The following is a 16030-nucleotide window of genomic DNA, read 5'->3' as shown; positions in this document are numbered from 1 at the left end:
AAATCAATACTAATCATCTAAACACCTTTACATGAAAAACAATGTCGTAGCCCTAGTGATGGCTTTTTTGAGCACCTGCCTATTTGCTCAACAAAAAAGCATAGATAACCCTGAATGTGGGTTAAATGGTATCCCAGGTACAATCACTAAAATAGAATTAAATGATTCCAACACAGTTTTACATTTTCACATTAAAGTAAAACCAGGTATTTGGATTTCAGTGCCTAAAAAATCTTTTATTCAAGATGTTAATAATGGTGAAAAACTATTTGTTACAAAAGCCGAAGGCATTGAAATTGGGGTAAAGCATACAATGGATGAATCTGGAGAAGTCACATATGCCTTGTATTTTCCTAAACTCGATGAATCTGTGAAACAAATCGATTTTGGAGAAGCCAATGAAGGAGGTAATTGGTTTGTCTACAATATCATTTTACAAGAAGATGAAAACGCCAATAGCTTACCTAAGGAATTGATAGGGAACTGGTTTTTAGCTGATGGCAGTAACCGTTGGGATTTTGCTTTTCAGAGGGAAAACGCCTTGGTGGATGCTGCAGTTTGGAATTACAAATCGGTAACCCAAAAAGGAAAGAAATACACCATTCTACTTGAAAGAGAAGGACAATTAAAAACCATTTATGCCAAAAAATCTAAAAACGGCCATGTAGCCTTCGGTAGCTCGTCAAAAGCCTTAAATACGTATAGTCTATCTAAAAGTGTAAATCCGGAGTATAGTTTCGTCAATAATAAGGCGTTTGAAACCGTAACTTTTGGAACAGATTCTACAACATACGCGGGTGCTATTAAAGGTTATACTGAAAAATTGGGGCAAAAAACCGCCATGGTTCATGTGAATAATCTTTTTAAAGGAGATCAAGAATCATATTTAATAAAAATTAACGAGGATGGAAGTTTTAAAGTAAAATTCCCTTTAACACATCCGCAAACCGTTTATGTACCTATGTTTTCAGGGACTTACACCGTTTTTTTAGAGCCAAATACAGAAACCTTTCATTATGTTAATGGCAAGAACTCGCTCTTTATGGGCGATAACGCCCGTGTTAATACAGACCTTGAGGCATTAAAAGATATTCGCTTGAGTTTGGATATCGATGTAAGAAAGAAAATAGGCACCTTATCACCAGAGGCTTATAAGATCATTTGCAACGGTTTGTACGACGCAGCCACCAAGAAACTATCCGATTCTCAAAGGCAACACAGCTTGAGTAAAAAGGCAGTTCAAATAAAAAATATTGAGCTTGAATTAGAACATTACAATCAACTATTGGGTTATGGTATGTACAGGCGGTCATTGCAATATCAAAATAAAAAGGCAAAAAAAGAAGAAGATAAAATGCCTTTTGAAGAGTTTGAGGTTAGCAATGATTATTATGGTTTTCTACCCAAAACTATTGCAGATAATACCCTATTAACTTTATCAAATAACTATTATTTTTTTACTAATCGATTGATTTATTCAGACTTATTTAGATCAGGATCAATGAGTTCTTTAGATTTATCAAAGGTTGAAATTGCTGAATTTTTTCAAGAACTAGATATTGAACTAAGTGTTGAAGAATTGAATATGGTGGAGTTTAGTAAGACCATAGAAACACCAGAAATACTTGCCAAGGTTCGCGCCTATAGAGAGATATATGGTGAGATAGAACAAGGTTTTTTCAAGAACTATAAGGAACACTTTAAGGACATGGGGGACTTCTTAAAAGCTCTGGATAATCCCAACGAACCTTTTATCGTAAAAGCAGCATCCTATTTAAAAACCAAAGATATAGAAATTACCCAAGATGAAGCGGCGATGGTCTCTGCTTTGAGAACTTTAAAAACACCAGAAGAAAGAGAGGAAGAACGGTTGTTTAATGAACAATTTGCAAACGAACTTAAATTGTTCCGTGAGAAATATAGTGCAAATAGTTCCGATATTTTCAGAGAACGATCAATGAGGATTACAGAAGAAAAACTTCAAGACTATTTTGAAACCAAACAATCCTTTTTACAAGATGTCGTGCAAATGCAGGCTTTCTACAGAAACTTTGAAGATTATAAGGTGTTCAGTGATAAAACTCTCAATCGAATTCAAAAAGGTATTCACACGCCTTTTATTAAAACCTATTTAGCACGCTTGAATGAGCAGACTAAGCAAGCTATTGCGGTGAATAAAACTAAAGGCGGCTATACTGTTCATAATGTTGAGCGAACAGAAGGCGATGAACTGTTTGATGCCATGCTTGAAAAGTTTAAGGGTAAAGTGGTTTACGTTGATTTTTGGGCAACCTGGTGTGGGCCTTGTAAATCGGGTATAAAAAGAGTTGCACCCTTAAAAGAAATGATGAAAGATGAAGATGTTGTGTTCTTGTACATAACTAACCCAAGTTCACCAGAAGGCACCTGGAAAAATGCCATTGCCAATATTAAAGGCGAACATTACAGGGTATCGAATGATGAATGGAATTATTTAAAACAAAAGTTTAATATCAGAGGAATACCACATTATACCCTGGTTGATAAAAAAGGAGCAATTGTGAAGTCTAAAATGAGACCAAGGTCAAATGAAACCTTGAGGCGAATTTTAAAAGAAGAGCTGGAAAAGTAAACTTAACTTTGAAATAGTTTCAAGGTATACTAAAATAAAACATAATTATTTTAATGCAAGCTGTTATTCATCGTAGCATCACCGTTTGCATCTTAATTTGAATATTCAAACCCTAAAATTTGTATAATTTTAGTCTGAATACTCATGAGTAACTGTGCTTAAAACTAGATTTATTGCTACATTTGGTTAGCAATCAATACCATTTTTCATGAGTACTATCATTACCTTCGGAGAAGTTTTAATGCGTTTATCGCCATTTGGAAACAAAAAATTTATACAAGCCAATACCTTAGAATTCTATTTTGGAGGAACGGAATTAAACGTGGGTTTGTCCATTGCTCATTTTGGTGGTCATGTGAAACATATTACTTGTATTTCTAACGATTTTATTGGAGACACGGCTATTTCCTATTTAAATAAATTTGATCTTGACACCACCGCAATAGTCCGTTCCAACAGACCTTTAGGGGTGTATTTTTTAGAGGTGGGTGCGGTGATGCGGCCTAGCTCTATATCTTATAATCGGTCACATTCGGCATTTTCAAGTATTCAGCCTGATATGGTGAATTGGGAAGAAGCGTTGAAACAAGGTAGCTGGTTTCATTGGACGGGGATTACACCCGCTTTAACCCAAGGAAGCTATGACACTTTAAAAGCAGGTTTAAAATTAGCCAAAGCCAAAGGTATGCAAGTTTCGGCAGATCCTACCTATAGAAGTGGTTTATGGAAATATGGTGTTAATGCCAAGGAAGCACTCACCGAGTTGTTAGAATGTTCAACCGTATTTATTGGCGGTATTAATGAAATGAATGAGGTGTTAGGAACCAACTATAGTTATAGTAATGATGAGTTTATTCAAGCCAGTAAATTATTAATGGAAAAGTTTCCAACTATAAACAAAGTGTTTGATAAAATAAGAACATCCATAAATTCGTCTTGGCATAAAATTAGAGCCCGAATGTGGAATGGCAAAGAGTTTAGAGAAACACAGGATTTTGATATTACCCATATTGTAGATAGAATAGGAACCGGTGATGCCTTCGCCGCTGGTTTAATTTATGGATTACAGCATTATGATGACTACAAGTCTATGGAATTTGCAAGTGCCGCCTGTGCCCTAAAGCATACCTATCAAGGAGATGTCAATTACGCTACTATAGCTGAAGTTACAGGAATACTTGAAGGCAATGTTTCAGGTCGTTTTAACCGATAAATTAAAATTTATGATTGTAGTAAGAAGTTGTTTTTATCCGCTGATTTTAATCGTAGTGCTTGTAAGTTCTAGTTGTAATAAAACCTATCCTACAGGGCGTTTTGGAGACGATTTAAACTTTTTAAAACAATATGCAAATCCAATAGTTTTAGCTGATGGGGATAGACAAATCATAGTATCTCCAAACTTTCAAGGTAGAGTGTTTTCTAGTACATCAAAAGGGATAAATGGAACTAGTTATGGTTGGTTTAATAAACGTATTATGGCTAGTGATAGTGCCAAGCAAAACATGAGTAAAGTAGGGGGCGCTAGTAGAATTTGGTTTGGCCCAGATCAAGGGGAGAATAATGTGTTTGCTGAAATTCATCCAGATACGAAGAAAGAGGTAAGGAAAGCACCAAAAGATTTGGATGAACTTCCGTTTAAGGTTTTAGAAAAAACAAATACCTCCATTGTTTTAGGCGAAAAAATGCATATAAAGAACGTGAAAGGTTTTGATTTTTACGTGGATGTAGTCCGAGACATAGCACTCATTAAAAGGAATCAAATCATAGAGCGCTTAAAAATCGATTTAAATCAAGTAGATTATGTTGCTTTTAAGGCTAAAACCACAATGACTAATATAGGAGAGGTTAACTGGTCCAAAAATCAAGGGCTTATTTCACTTTGGGAATTAGGTTGTATGCAGCCTACTCCTCAAACTACTGTAGTGATTCCTTTAAGAGGAAAGGCAACAGATGCAACAGTTTATTTTACACCAGTAGATAGTACTAGGCTGAACATAAAGAATAATATCCTATTCTATAAGGCAGATGCTAACTATTTAAACAAAATAGGCACGCTGCCAGAGCATACTATGCCATATTTTGGTAGCTATAGTCCAGAACTTGATTTGCTTACCATTGTTCGGTTTAGATTTGCTGGAGAGCAGGACTATGTAAACGCGCATCCAGAGAATCCGGAGCCTTTTAGGGGCGACGTTATTAATGTTTTTAATGATGGTACTTGGGGAGATATCGGGCCTTTTGGTCCTTTTTATGAGTTAGAAACATCATCACCTGCTAAGACTTTAAAGGTTGGAGAAAGTTTGTCTCATGTGCATGAAACCTATCATTTTGAGGGCACAAAAGACGTTCTTAATGCTATTGCCATACAAGTGTTGGGTGTTGATTTAACCACTATTGATAATGCTTTGCCTTAAATTGTAATTACGCTACCAGCCACCAGAAGCACCGCCACCGCCAAAGCCACCACCGCCAAATCCTCCACCAAAACCGCCGCCGGAGCTACCACCCCAACCGCTGGTGCCACCTCTACGGTAGTTACCTCTGCCCATGTTGCTTAGAATAATAGCATCAAATAGATCCCTGCTGTCTAGTCTATGGCCGCCTTTTCCTCCGCCACCACGTTTGTTTTTAGATATGGAAATAAGGATAATGAAAAATATGATAATCAGAAAAATGATGAAGCCTAAAGGAGGTTCTTCTTTTTTTGATTTCCGACTGCCTTTGTATTCGCCATTGAGGACTTGAAAAATAGCATCAATACCGCTATTTAATCCACCGGGATAATCATTTTTTTTGAAATAAGGTATAATGTTACGTTCTATAATACGTTTTGAAAGCGCATCCGTTAAGAGGTGTTCAACGCCGTAACCTGTATTAATAGCAATGCGTCTATCATCCTTAGCAAGAAGAATTAAAATACCATTGTCTTCCTTGGCTTGCCCAATACCCCAAGCTTGCCCCCAATTTGCTCCCAGGTAATTAATATTTTCGCCTTTGGTTGAACTAATGATAGCGAGTACAATTTGCGTTGAGGTTGTGTCAGAATATTTTATGAGCTTTTGTTCAAGCTGTTTCTTTTCGGCTGAAGAAAGCAAGTTAACATAGTCATAAACACTGGTTTGAAATTCAGGTTTTTTGGGTATGTCAAACTGCGCAAATACTACAGATGTAATACCCAACCAAAGGAGCACTAAAAGACGAAATCTTTTGCTGCTTAAAAATGATGATTTAAAATAGGCGAGTTGCTGCATAGTAGAGGGGCGTTCTATCCTTTTGAAATTTCATTAGTAAGTTCATTAATGTCATCGTCTGAATAAGGAAAGTGTTGTTTTAAACGTTCACCAGACCTCAAGATACCTTCAACCAAGCCCTGCTTAAATAGGCCTTTTTTGAAATGTGATTGCATGATGTCTTTGGTGCAGTTCCAAAAGTCGTTCTCCACAACGTTATTTATCCCTTTGTCACCATAAATAACAAAGGTTTTATCTTCAACAGCGATATAAATCAATACCGCATTTTGAAGTTTAGTATTGTCCATTTTTAGGGCATAAAATAAATCTAGAGCACGATGGTTGGCATCCTTACCTTGCAAAGTTTTTTCAATATGAACACGTATTTCACCTGAAGTGTTGAGTTCTGCAAGCCGAATAGCCTCAACAATTTCTTGTTCTTCCTCGGGTGTTAAAAACGCTTCAATTTTTGACATGCTCAACTCGTTTAATCTTATTTAAAATCAAATTCAACATCGGGTGCTTTTTCAGCTCCAGCTTCAGCTTTGTAATAGGCCATGTCATCAAAATTTAAAACGCCAGCTAATAAAGAATTAGGGAAAGTTTTAATGTGCTTGTTGTATGGTGTTACGGCTTCATTAAAGCGGTCTCTCGCCACATTAATTCTGTTTTCAGTGCCCTCTAGCTGACTCTGTAACTCTAAAAAGTTTTGATTAGCCTTTAAATCAGGATAACGCTCTACGGTAACTAATAAGCTTTTTAAAGCGCCAGATAATCCACTTTGAACTTCACTAAATTTAGCCATTTGTTCTTGTGTAAGATTTGAGGGGTCAATGTTCATAGAAGTGGCTTTGGCTCTAGCTTCAATCACATCTTTTAATGTGCCACGTTCAAAATCAGCTGCGCCTTGAACTGTTTTAACAAGATTTCCAATAAGATCATTTCTACGCTGGTAACTGCTTTCAACGTTAGCCCAGGTTTTAGTTGCGTCTTCTTTTAAATCTACAGCCGTATTATTAAAGCCTTTTACCCAAGAGTAAAGACCAAAAACGACAAGGGCTACAATAATCCATGGTAAAAATTTCTTCATGATAGTAAGTTTTATAAGTGTTGTTTTATTTTAATTAGTTGATTTTTTACGTCTTCAAGCTTGCTGATAATCTCAAAATTAGTCAGGGCTTGTTTTTTTTCTTCTTTCAGATGTGTTTTTGCGCCTTCAAGTGTAAACCCACGTTCTTTTACCAAATGATAAATAAACTTTAAATTTTTAATGTCTTCTGGCGTGAATTTTCGGTTGCCTTTAGCATTCTTTTTCGGCTTTAATACATCAAATTCTTTTTCCCAAAAACGAATGAGCGACGCATTAACGTTAAACGCTTTGGCAACTTCACCTATGGCGTAATATCGTTTTTCTGGTAAGTCTATATGCATTAGTCTAATGATTGGTTTTCTAGTGAAGCGTGCTCCAGTAGTTTGTTAAATTCTTCAGCAGTTAAACTGCCGTAGTAAAAGTTTATAGGGTTAATTCGTTTTTTATCTTTCCATATTTCATAATGTAAATGTGGTGCTTGAGAACGCCCTGTACTTCCCACAAATCCTATTAAATCACCACGTTTTACTTTTTGGTTTTTTCTAACATTGTATTTGTAAAGGTGTGCATACAAACTCATGTATCCATAGCCGTGATCTATTCTAATGTGTTTTCCGTAGCCCGTAGCCCGTGAATCGGCACGTTTCACAACACCATCTCCAGAGGCATAAATAGGCGTGCCCCTTGGTGCCGTAAAATCCATCCCCCAATGCATTTTTCTTACTTTAGTAAAAGGGTCAGAGCGCATACCGTACCCTGATGCCATTCGGGTTAAGTCTACATTGTTTACAGGCTGAATGGCAGGTATAGCGGCCAGTAATTTTTCTTTTTCTTCCGCTAATTTGGCAATTTCATCAAGAGATTTTGATTGCACAACAATTTGCTTTTGTAAAATATCTAAGCGTTTATTACTCTCAATAATCAATTTTGAATTATCAAAACCTTCAAGGTTTTTGTATCGGTTTATCCCACCAAAACCTGCTCTTCGTTGTTCTTCAGGAATGGGGTTGGCCTCAAAATAAACGCGGTAAATATTATTGTCTCTTTCGGCAATATTAGCCAATACCGTTTCTGCTTGTTCCATTTTTTTGTTCAACAATTGAAACTGTAGTTGTGCATTTTGTAATTCCCGCTTTAAGGCACGTTCTTTGGGTGATTCAATATATTGGCTACCAACAAAAACAAAAATAAAAGCAAAGAAAGCGGCAGCCAAAAGGAAAAATACCAAGTATTTAAACGTGGTACGTTTTTTACGTTCTATTTTACGGTAAGACAGTGTATCTGGATCGTAATAATATTTTACCTTACTCATTTCTTAAATTATGCTATTTTTGCTGAAAATTAAAGCGATGCAAAAGCTTCGATTTTGATAACGAACAAACCTACAAAAAAATTATTATACCCTTATTGTAATAATAATCGATTTGTATGTAAACGCTGTTCTAAATTTACAATAAATTTGTAGCAAAAAAATAAAGATTGTTACACTTGCAATAAAAATTTAGTAGCAAGATTTTAAGAATATTACATGAAGTCACAAGAAGTACGCTCAAAGTTTTTAAGTTTTTTTGAAGAAAAGAAGCACAGTATAGTACCCTCTGCTCCCATGGTGTTAAAAGATGATCCTACATTGATGTTTGTCAATTCAGGAATGGCACCTTTTAAAGAGTATTTTTTAGGAAATGCTAAACCAAAAAATAACAGAATTGCAGATAGCCAAAAGTGCTTACGCGTTTCTGGAAAGCATAATGATTTAGAGGAAGTAGGCTATGATACCTACCACCATACCTTATTTGAAATGCTTGGAAACTGGAGTTTTGGTGATTATTTTAAAGAAGAAGCTATTGCTTGGGCATGGGAACTGTTAACCGAGGTTTACGGAATTGATAAAGATATATTATACGTAACGGTTTTTGAAGGCAGTGAAGAAGATGGTTTGGGGATGGATACCGAGGCTTTTGATATTTGGAAAAAATATATTTCTGAAGACCGTATTTTAACAGGAAATAAAAAAGATAATTTCTGGGAAATGGGAGACCAAGGGCCTTGTGGTCCTTGTAGTGAAATTCATGTAGATATCCGTTCAGCAGCAGAAAAAGCTAAAATTTCAGGTAAAGAGCTTGTAAATATGGATCACCCTCAGGTTGTTGAAATTTGGAATTTGGTATTCATGCAATATAATAGAAAAGCAAACGGCTCTCTGGAAGTATTGCCCAATAAACATATTGATACGGGTATGGGATTTGAAAGGCTGTGCATGGTGTTACAAGGGGTGCAGTCTAATTATGATACAGATGTTTTCACTCCTATCATTAAAGAAATTGAAACTATAACCAATAAGACTTATCAAAAGGAAGAAAAAATTGATATTGCCATTCGTGTTATAGCAGACCATGTGAGAGCCGTAGCATTTTCAATAGCCGATGGTCAATTGCCAAGTAACACAGGAGCAGGGTATGTTATTAGAAGAATACTAAGACGTGCTATTCGTTACGGATTTACATTTTTAGATAAAAAGGAGCCTTTTATTTACAGGTTGGTAGGTGTACTAAGTAATAGAATGGGAAAAGCGTTTCCTGAGTTGAAGGCGCAAAAGCATTTAATTGAAAATGTTATTAAAGAAGAGGAACAGTCTTTTTTAAGAACACTAGAGCAAGGTTTAGTATTGCTTAATAAAATTGTTGAAGAAACATCAGGCGATGTAGTTTCAGGAGAGAAGGCTTTTGAACTTTATGATACCTATGGGTTTCCTATAGATTTAACAGCGTTAATTTTATCGGAAAAAGGTTTAAGCCTTGATGAGAAGGCGTTTAATCAAGAATTAGAAAAACAAAAGGCAAGATCTAGAGCGGCAAGTGAAATATCTACTGATGATTGGACTATTTTATCTGAAGCATCAGAAGAAACTTTTGTAGGCTATGACGTACTCGAAGCCACCGTAAACATAACCCGATACAGAAAAGTATCATCAAAAAAAGATGGTGATATGTATCAGTTGGTTTTTAATACCACACCTTTTTATCCTGAGGGTGGTGGGCAAGTAGGAGATAAAGGGTATTTAGAAGATACACATGGAGATGTAGTATATATTCTAGATACTAAAAAAGAGAATAATGTTATTATTCACTTCACAAAGAATTTACCAGAACATCTTAATGAATCTTTCAAGGCAGTTGTAGATTCTAAACAACGTCACAGAACAGAATGCAATCACACCGCAACACATTTATTACATCAGGCTTTAAGGGAAGTGCTAGGTACCCACGTGGAGCAAAAGGGAAGTGCTGTGCATTCAAAATATTTACGTTTTGACTTTTCTCATTTTTCAAAACTAACAGTAGACGAATTGCGTGAGGTTGAAAATTTTGTAAATCGAAGAATTGAAGGGAAGTTACCTTTAGAAGAAAAGCGAAATATTCCTAAGGAAGAAGCTATAGCCGATGGAGCTATGAGTCTGTTTGGTGAGAAATATGGAGATACCGTACGTTCTATTAGATTTGGTCAGTCTATTGAACTTTGTGGTGGAACACACGTTAAAAATACGGCTGATATTTGGCATTTTAAAATTATTTCTGAAGGAGCCGTTGCAGCAGGAATACGACGCATTGAAGCTATTACCAATGATGCTGTAAAAGATTTTTATTTTGAAAATAACCGATTGTTTTTTGAAATGAAAGATCTGCTCAATAATGCCAAGGAGCCTGTAAAAGCAATTAAAAATTTACAAGAAGAAAATACCGCATTGAAAAAAGAGATTGATGCGTTACTCAAAGATAAGGCGAAAAATGTAAAGGCAAATTTAAAGAATGAATTAGAAGCGATAAATGGGGTTCAATTTTTAGCTAAAAAATTAAATTTAGAAGCAGGTGGTTTAAAAGATGTCGCTTTTGAGTTGGGTAGCCAGTATGATAATTTATTTTTGCTTTTTGGAACCGAGCAAAAGGGTAAAGCACTATTATCCTGTTATATTTCTAAAGCGTTAGTAGCCGAAAAAGGTTTAAATGCAGGACAAGTAGTAAGAGAGCTTGGTAAATATATTCAAGGTGGTGGCGGTGGTCAGCCGTTTTTTGCTACCGCAGGAGGTAAAAATCCAGAAGGTATTGATGAAGCACTGGTAAAGGCAAAAGAGTATATTTTATAACCCTTGCAACTCCAAACAAAAATACTATTAGAAAAAAGGTCTGAGAATGTTATAGACTATCATTCTAATATCGTTTTGTTTGGCTCCTGTTTTTCTGAAAATATCGCCGCACAGTTAAACTATTTTAAGTTTAAACATTTTCAGAATCCGTTTGGTATTTTATTCCATCCGTTGGCCATAGAAAATGTAATTTCACGCGCCATACGTCATGAACATTATACAGATACCGATGTGTTTTTCTATAACGAACAATGGCATTGTTTTGATGCACATTCTAGGTTAAGTGATTTAACAAAAGAAGCCTTAGTTAAGCATTTAAACACACAGCTAAAGGTGACTAAGCAACACTTGGCAAAGGCAACCCACATTGTTATTACGTTGGGTACAGCTTGGGTGTATAAACACGTTGCATCTCAAAAGGCAGTAGCCAATTGCCATAAAGTGCCTCAAGCACATTTTGAAAAAACACTTTTGTCTGTTGCAGACATCGTGGAAGCGCTAAAAAATATATCTCGTTTAATAAGAGACGAGAATAAAGATGCGACCATATTGCTTACGGTGTCTCCTGTTAGACATTTGAAAGATGGCTTTGTGGAAAACACACAAAGTAAAGCCCATCTTATGACGGCTGTTCATCAGTTCTTAGCGTATCATAATCAAGACAATGCATGCAAAGCGAATTATTTTCCATCTTATGAGATTATGCTTGATGAATTGAGAGACTATCGTTTTTATCAAGAAGATATGGTGCATCCATCTGCATTAGCCATCAATTATATATGGAATCACTTTAAAGATGTCTGGATATCAGAGGCATCTTATAAAACAATGAGTCTTGTTGATACCATTCAGAAAGGATTAAGGCATAAACCGTTTCATCCATCTTCAGAATCACATCAAAAATTTTTGAATAATCTTGAAGAAAAAATAGATAAAATTCAGAGACAATATGAACATATTCGTTTTTAAAACCTATATTTTTTAGTCAAAATTTAGACACGTTAGAGGTTTAAGTTTTTCTGAGCGTAGTCTTTAGCTTTTAATCTTTTTTATAAAACATTTCATCGATGAAATAATGGTAATTATATGAATAAAGTTATTTTAGTTTTTGCTATTAATCAGTTCATATTAAAAAGCATTTGTTGACATTCTCAGATAAATGAGAAACAACAGGTGCTTTTTTTGTATAAAGATTTCTTAACAAAGATTTAAACTTTTTAATCTAGAATAGCTGTAATTTTGGGGTGTTAGTTTAAATTTTATTAAATACATTGGTTAGTCTTCTTATGTCGAAGGAAACTGATGTTTTTTTGTTTTTTAGCTATAGCTTCTTTACTTAAAAATAATTCCTAAATTAGTACATGCGAAAAATTTTATTTGGTGTTTTTATAACTTTGGTTGTGCTGTTTTCTTTTAAGTATTGTGATGAGAAAAAGGAAAAAGCAACCCAGCTTCAGCAAAGTTCAGAGCTCATTTTAGAACAAATTAACAACGTAGGTAAACTCGTTGTAACCGAAGGGCATTTTAGTGAGGTTTTTAACTATAAAAATTCCAAAGAAATCTTAAGTGATTATTTTACTTCCGAAAAGAAAGCATTGGTAGTGGTTAATGCTGATGTAACCATTGCCTACGATTTAAACAAAATTGAGTTTCGTGTTGATGAACAAGCTAAAACACTTCATGTTTTAAGGCTGCCTGAAGCAGAAGTAAAGATTAGTCCCGATTTTGAATATTATGATGTTCAGGCCGATTTTCTAAATCCTTTTGAGGCTAAAGATTATAACAATATTAAGGCTATTGTTAAAGCATCACTCCATAAAAAAATTGAAGCATCCAACTTAAAGCAAAATGCAAAAAACAGATTGGTCAGTGAATTAGCTAAATTCTATATACTCACTAATTCATTGGGCTGGACACTTCAGTATCACGATACATCGTTGAATAGTATGGATGATTTGCAGCAATTAAATCCCTAGTTTTTTATATAAACTATGCCAACCACCACCATTAATAGCTTCTATTTGGTTAGCTTTTAAAATAGAGGCAGCACTGGCAGATCGCATCCCACTGGCACAACAGGTAATAACAGGTTTATTTAGTTTTTTTATCGATGCTATTTTTGATTGAATGGTTTGCAAAGGCATATTTTTAGAACCAGGAATAGCGCCTTGTTGATATTCGCCTGGTGTACGCACATCAATGATGATGGCTCCTTGAGCATTTAACGTTTTTATTTTATCATTTTTTTTACCAAATAGTGAATCTAACAATCCCATAACTTTATTTTTCTTGCAAATTAAGTTATTATATCGTTATCTCTTTGTAACATGGGTTACCAAAGGATGTGCGCCCATTTTTTTTATGTATATTCATGGTTTAAAAAAGTAAAGCTATGGAACCTTATGTGACTATGACGGTTGAAAACAACGTAGGATATATTGAGTTTTATCATCCTAATAGAAATTCAATGCCTAGTGATATCTTGTCAAGCTTAGAAACTTGTATTACGGAAGCAGGAACGAATAACGCGGTTAAAGTTATTGTTTTAAAGAGTGGTGGCGATAGAACCTTTTGTGCAGGAGCCAGTTTTAATGAGTTGATATCTATAGAAGATGCTATGGCCGGCAAGTTATTCTTTTCGGGATTTGCTAAAGTGATCAATGCCATGCGTACCTGCCCCAAAATTATTATTGGTAGAATACAAGGAAAAGCAGTTGGTGGTGGTGTAGGTTTGGCAGCTGCAACAGATTATTGTTTGGCCAATCAATATGCTTCTATTAAGTTGAGTGAGCTTAGTATAGGTATAGGGCCCTTTGTGATAGAACCGGCGGTGTCAAGAAAAATTGGTGTTGCAGCTATGTCTCAAATGACCATAGATGCCGAAACATTTTTTTCAGCTAGTTTTGCTAGAGAAAAAGGGTTGTTTGCTGAGGTTTTTGAAACAACGAATGCTTTAGATGAAGCCGTGAAAGCCCTTGCTGAAAAGTTAGCAGGGTATAATCCTGAAGCTTTAAAAGAAATGAAAACCGTTTTTTGGAAAAATACGGAACATTGGGATAGTTTGCTTACAGAACGTGCCGAAATTAGTGGAACCTTGGTGTTAAGCAAGTTTACTAAAAAGACCTTGAAGCGTTTCCGATAATTAGTTTTTTAACAATTTTTGACGAATAATAAGCAGGCCGTCATCAATTAATTTACCAACTTCAGGACGCTGTTGTTTTACATGATTTAAATGATGCATAATGTTTGAGCAAAGTTGTTGGTTTTCATGCTGAAAGGCTAATTCGTAAAGTTCAATAGCTAAGAGCCAATCTTTATGATGCGATGCCTGAAGTTCTTTTAAAATCTTAGTGACAGATACATCAGGTTTTTTTTTTGTTCTATAATCACGCACTTTTTGATATAATGCCTCCAATGCTAAGCGCTCGTTTGATTTTTTTATGTGAATGGTTGATGACGAAGGTGTGTGTGTAATAAGATTAAAACTGTTTAAATCGGCAGGACCAGAAAAAGCAGATACTACTTCTTTACCAACAGCCATGTCATAAATCCCCCAATCAGGATGATATAAAACGGTGTCATGATATTTTACCGTACAGTTTTTAAAGCTAATGAGAATAATTTTACCCTGTAGGTTGCGTTTACCCGTAATAATTTCTCCAGAAATGGTTATACCGCCTTCAAATTCTAAAGCTACTGTTTTGCCTTCAAATATATCATAAGCAGCCAAATCCCTGGGACTCATGTCTTCTATAGCCAAATTAATACCTTTTAACTTCCCAATTGGAAAACCAAAACCTTCAGGGTGTGTTTTACAACCATGACCTACAAGTTCTTTTTCTCTATAGGCCAGCGCTGTTTTTCCTGTGGTTTGAACATATATGGGCCTACCTTCAAAAGGAATAACATGTGTGAAGATGCCAGAAATTTGTATGCCCGTACTCAGCTCAACAGAGCCTAAAGCTTTTGATGTAATTAATTGATTTATTCCTGAAAGTCCGCCTTTTCTTAAAGCCATAGTGTTAGCAAATTCTTCTAAAATAAGACTGAGATGAGCAAAATTAGGCGTAACAAAAAGCTGTGGTTGTGGCTTTGTAATGTCAAAATCCTTATACGCTGCCTGAATATTATAGGGAAGTTTTTTTACCTCATTTGTCATGCAATAAGCACTTTCTCCTATAGAAGACAAAAGTCCGGCACCATAAATTTTAGGACCTTCAACAGAACCAATTAAACCATATTCAACCGTCCACCAATGTAAGTTTCGAATTCTTGCCATTTCGCTGGGTTCTCCCATGTTATCCTGAAGGGTTTTAACCTTAGCTTCAGCAACTGTAATAGCCTCTGGGGAGGTATTTGCAGCTTCCTTAATTATAGATAGATGCCTTACCGCCTCATAAAGTTGGTAATCTTTAGCTGATGAAATGGCTTTGCATCCAATTTCACCAAAACGTCTTAAATATTCTGCATATTCAGGATTGGCAATAATGGGCGCATGACCAGCTCCTTCATGAATAATATCGGGAGCTGGTGTGTATTCAATATGTTCAAGTTGCCTGATGTCGCTGGCAATCACTAAAACATTATAAGCTTGAAATTCCATAAAGGCGTTGGGAGGAATAAATCCGTCAACAGCTACTGCGGCCCAACCAATATCTTTTAGAATTCTATTCATACCATACATGTTAGGAATAGCATCAATGGAAATGCCTGTTTGCTTTAAACCTTCTAAATAAGATTCATGTGCAACCTTGCTTAAAAAATTAACATTTTTTCGCATCACATAGCGCCAAACCGCTTGATCTATGGCAGAATAATGAGCATAGTTCTGAGGTTTTATATATTGCTTTAAGTGTTTGGGTAATCGCTTTAAAATGTCATTTGATTCAAAATGATTTTCCATGATTAAGTCTATAAAGTACTCTAGTAAAAATACAAAATATCAGAGAGTTTCTTTA

14 protein-coding genes are annotated in these 16030 nt (G+C 35.5%); 7 read left to right on the top strand and 7 right to left on the bottom strand.

What is annotated here, in order from left to right; translation table 11 throughout:
• The first annotated feature begins 31 nt into the window (after positions 1 to 31).
• The 3 genes from KFZ70_RS02010 (at position 32) to KFZ70_RS02000 (ending at position 5025) form a co-directional block, all read left to right on the top strand.
• Entirely contained in the window at positions 32 to 2611 is a 2580-nt protein-coding gene (locus KFZ70_RS02010; RefSeq protein ID WP_139698358.1) for a TlpA disulfide reductase family protein, read from the top strand.
• A 208-nt stretch (positions 2612 to 2819) separates the two neighbouring features.
• Positions 2820 to 3824: a sugar kinase gene (locus KFZ70_RS02005; RefSeq protein WP_139698359.1), complete on the top strand. Its 1005-nt coding sequence runs from the start codon at positions 2820 to 2822 to the stop codon at positions 3822 to 3824.
• Positions 3825 to 3834: 10 nt separating this feature from the next.
• The gene (locus KFZ70_RS02000) at positions 3835 to 5025 is read left to right on the top strand and encodes a DUF6786 family protein (protein ID WP_139698360.1); all 1191 of its coding nucleotides are present in this window, start codon (positions 3835 to 3837) and stop codon (positions 5023 to 5025) included.
• Positions 5026 to 5037: 12 nt separating this feature from the next.
• Here the strand turns inward: KFZ70_RS02000 and KFZ70_RS01995 are convergent, their stop codons facing one another.
• The 5 genes from KFZ70_RS01995 to KFZ70_RS01975 are packed head-to-tail and all read right to left on the bottom strand — an operon-like array spanning position 5038 to position 8243.
• On the bottom strand, positions 5038 to 5862 hold the full coding sequence (locus KFZ70_RS01995) for a YgcG family protein (RefSeq protein ID WP_139698361.1): 825 nt from the start codon (positions 5860 to 5862) through the stop codon (positions 5038 to 5040).
• 14 nt (positions 5863 to 5876) lie between these two features.
• A complete protein-coding gene (locus tag KFZ70_RS01990; protein ID WP_139698362.1) occupies positions 5877 to 6317 on the bottom strand; it encodes a TPM domain-containing protein in 441 nt (146 codons plus the stop codon).
• A 17-nt stretch (positions 6318 to 6334) separates the two neighbouring features.
• Positions 6335 to 6931, bottom strand: coding sequence for a LemA family protein (locus tag KFZ70_RS01985; protein WP_139698363.1), 597 nt, complete (start codon positions 6929 to 6931; stop codon positions 6335 to 6337).
• An 11-nt stretch (positions 6932 to 6942) separates the two neighbouring features.
• Entirely contained in the window at positions 6943 to 7272 is a 330-nt protein-coding gene (locus KFZ70_RS01980) for a MerR family transcriptional regulator (RefSeq protein WP_139698364.1), read from the bottom strand.
• Complete coding sequence (locus KFZ70_RS01975; protein WP_139698365.1) at positions 7272 to 8243, bottom strand: M23 family metallopeptidase; 972 nt, start codon at positions 8241 to 8243, stop codon at positions 7272 to 7274. The genes KFZ70_RS01980 and KFZ70_RS01975 overlap by 1 nt, the downstream gene beginning before the upstream one ends.
• 216 nt (positions 8244 to 8459) lie before the next feature.
• Between KFZ70_RS01975 and alaS the strand changes: the two genes are divergently transcribed.
• The 3 genes from alaS to KFZ70_RS01960 all read left to right on the top strand — a co-directional run bounded on the left by alaS (position 8460) and on the right by KFZ70_RS01960 (position 13048).
• Positions 8460 to 11072: an alanine--tRNA ligase gene (alaS, locus tag KFZ70_RS01970; protein ID WP_139698366.1), complete on the top strand. Its 2613-nt coding sequence runs from the start codon at positions 8460 to 8462 to the stop codon at positions 11070 to 11072.
• Positions 11073 to 11075: 3 nt separating this feature from the next.
• Entirely contained in the window at positions 11076 to 12041 is a 966-nt protein-coding gene (locus KFZ70_RS01965) for a GSCFA domain-containing protein (RefSeq protein WP_139698367.1), read from the top strand.
• 392 nt (positions 12042 to 12433) lie between these two features.
• Positions 12434 to 13048: a DUF4230 domain-containing protein gene (locus KFZ70_RS01960; RefSeq protein ID WP_139698368.1), complete on the top strand. Its 615-nt coding sequence runs from the start codon at positions 12434 to 12436 to the stop codon at positions 13046 to 13048.
• On the opposite strand, the gene KFZ70_RS01955 is transcribed toward KFZ70_RS01960, so the two are convergent.
• Positions 13037 to 13348: a rhodanese-like domain-containing protein gene (locus tag KFZ70_RS01955; RefSeq protein ID WP_139698369.1), complete on the bottom strand. Its 312-nt coding sequence runs from the start codon at positions 13346 to 13348 to the stop codon at positions 13037 to 13039. The two genes, KFZ70_RS01960 and KFZ70_RS01955, sit on opposite strands and share 12 nt — an antisense overlap.
• Before the next feature lie 116 nt (positions 13349 to 13464).
• Here KFZ70_RS01955 and KFZ70_RS01950 point away from each other — a divergent pair, with 116 nt between their 5' ends.
• Complete coding sequence (locus KFZ70_RS01950) at positions 13465 to 14214, top strand: enoyl-CoA hydratase/isomerase family protein (protein WP_139698370.1); 750 nt, start codon at positions 13465 to 13467, stop codon at positions 14212 to 14214.
• On the opposite strand, the gene KFZ70_RS01945 is transcribed toward KFZ70_RS01950, so the two are convergent.
• Complete coding sequence (locus KFZ70_RS01945) at positions 14215 to 15975, bottom strand: aromatic amino acid hydroxylase (RefSeq protein ID WP_139698371.1); 1761 nt, start codon at positions 15973 to 15975, stop codon at positions 14215 to 14217.
• Between the last annotated feature and the right edge of the window lie 55 nt (positions 15976 to 16030).

It is taken from the genome of Allotamlana fucoidanivorans (genome assembly GCF_045788535.1).
In the GTDB taxonomy this organism is placed as follows: domain Bacteria; phylum Bacteroidota; class Bacteroidia; order Flavobacteriales; family Flavobacteriaceae; genus Allotamlana; species Allotamlana fucoidanivorans.
Note: the sequence above shows the minus strand (reverse complement) of the source record. Positions and strands in the feature narration are given on the sequence as shown.

What these genes read in the sequence shown, in the direction of transcription:
- KFZ70_RS02010 (WP_139698358.1), top strand. Translation starts at nt 32, where the DNA reads ATGAAAAACAATGTCGTAGCCCTAGTGATGGCTTTTTTGAGCACCTGC.
- KFZ70_RS02005 (WP_139698359.1), top strand. Translation starts at nt 2,820, where the DNA reads ATGAGTACTATCATTACCTTCGGAGAAGTTTTAATGCGTTTATCGCCA.
- KFZ70_RS02000 (WP_139698360.1), top strand. Translation starts at nt 3,835, where the DNA reads ATGATTGTAGTAAGAAGTTGTTTTTATCCGCTGATTTTAATCGTAGTG.
- KFZ70_RS01995 (WP_139698361.1), bottom strand. Translation starts at nt 5,862, where the DNA reads ATGCAGCAACTCGCCTATTTTAAATCATCATTTTTAAGCAGCAAAAGA.
- KFZ70_RS01990 (WP_139698362.1), bottom strand. Translation starts at nt 6,317, where the DNA reads ATGTCAAAAATTGAAGCGTTTTTAACACCCGAGGAAGAACAAGAAATT.
- KFZ70_RS01985 (WP_139698363.1), bottom strand. Translation starts at nt 6,931, where the DNA reads ATGAAGAAATTTTTACCATGGATTATTGTAGCCCTTGTCGTTTTTGGT.
- KFZ70_RS01980 (WP_139698364.1), bottom strand. Translation starts at nt 7,272, where the DNA reads ATGCATATAGACTTACCAGAAAAACGATATTACGCCATAGGTGAAGTT.
- KFZ70_RS01975 (WP_139698365.1), bottom strand. Translation starts at nt 8,243, where the DNA reads ATGAGTAAGGTAAAATATTATTACGATCCAGATACACTGTCTTACCGT.
- alaS (WP_139698366.1), top strand. Translation starts at nt 8,460, where the DNA reads ATGAAGTCACAAGAAGTACGCTCAAAGTTTTTAAGTTTTTTTGAAGAA.
- KFZ70_RS01960 (WP_139698368.1), top strand. Translation starts at nt 12,434, where the DNA reads ATGCGAAAAATTTTATTTGGTGTTTTTATAACTTTGGTTGTGCTGTTT.
- KFZ70_RS01955 (WP_139698369.1), bottom strand. Translation starts at nt 13,348, where the DNA reads ATGGGATTGTTAGATTCACTATTTGGTAAAAAAAATGATAAAATAAAA.
- KFZ70_RS01950 (WP_139698370.1), top strand. Translation starts at nt 13,465, where the DNA reads ATGGAACCTTATGTGACTATGACGGTTGAAAACAACGTAGGATATATT.
- KFZ70_RS01945 (WP_139698371.1), bottom strand. Translation starts at nt 15,975, where the DNA reads ATGGAAAATCATTTTGAATCAAATGACATTTTAAAGCGATTACCCAAA.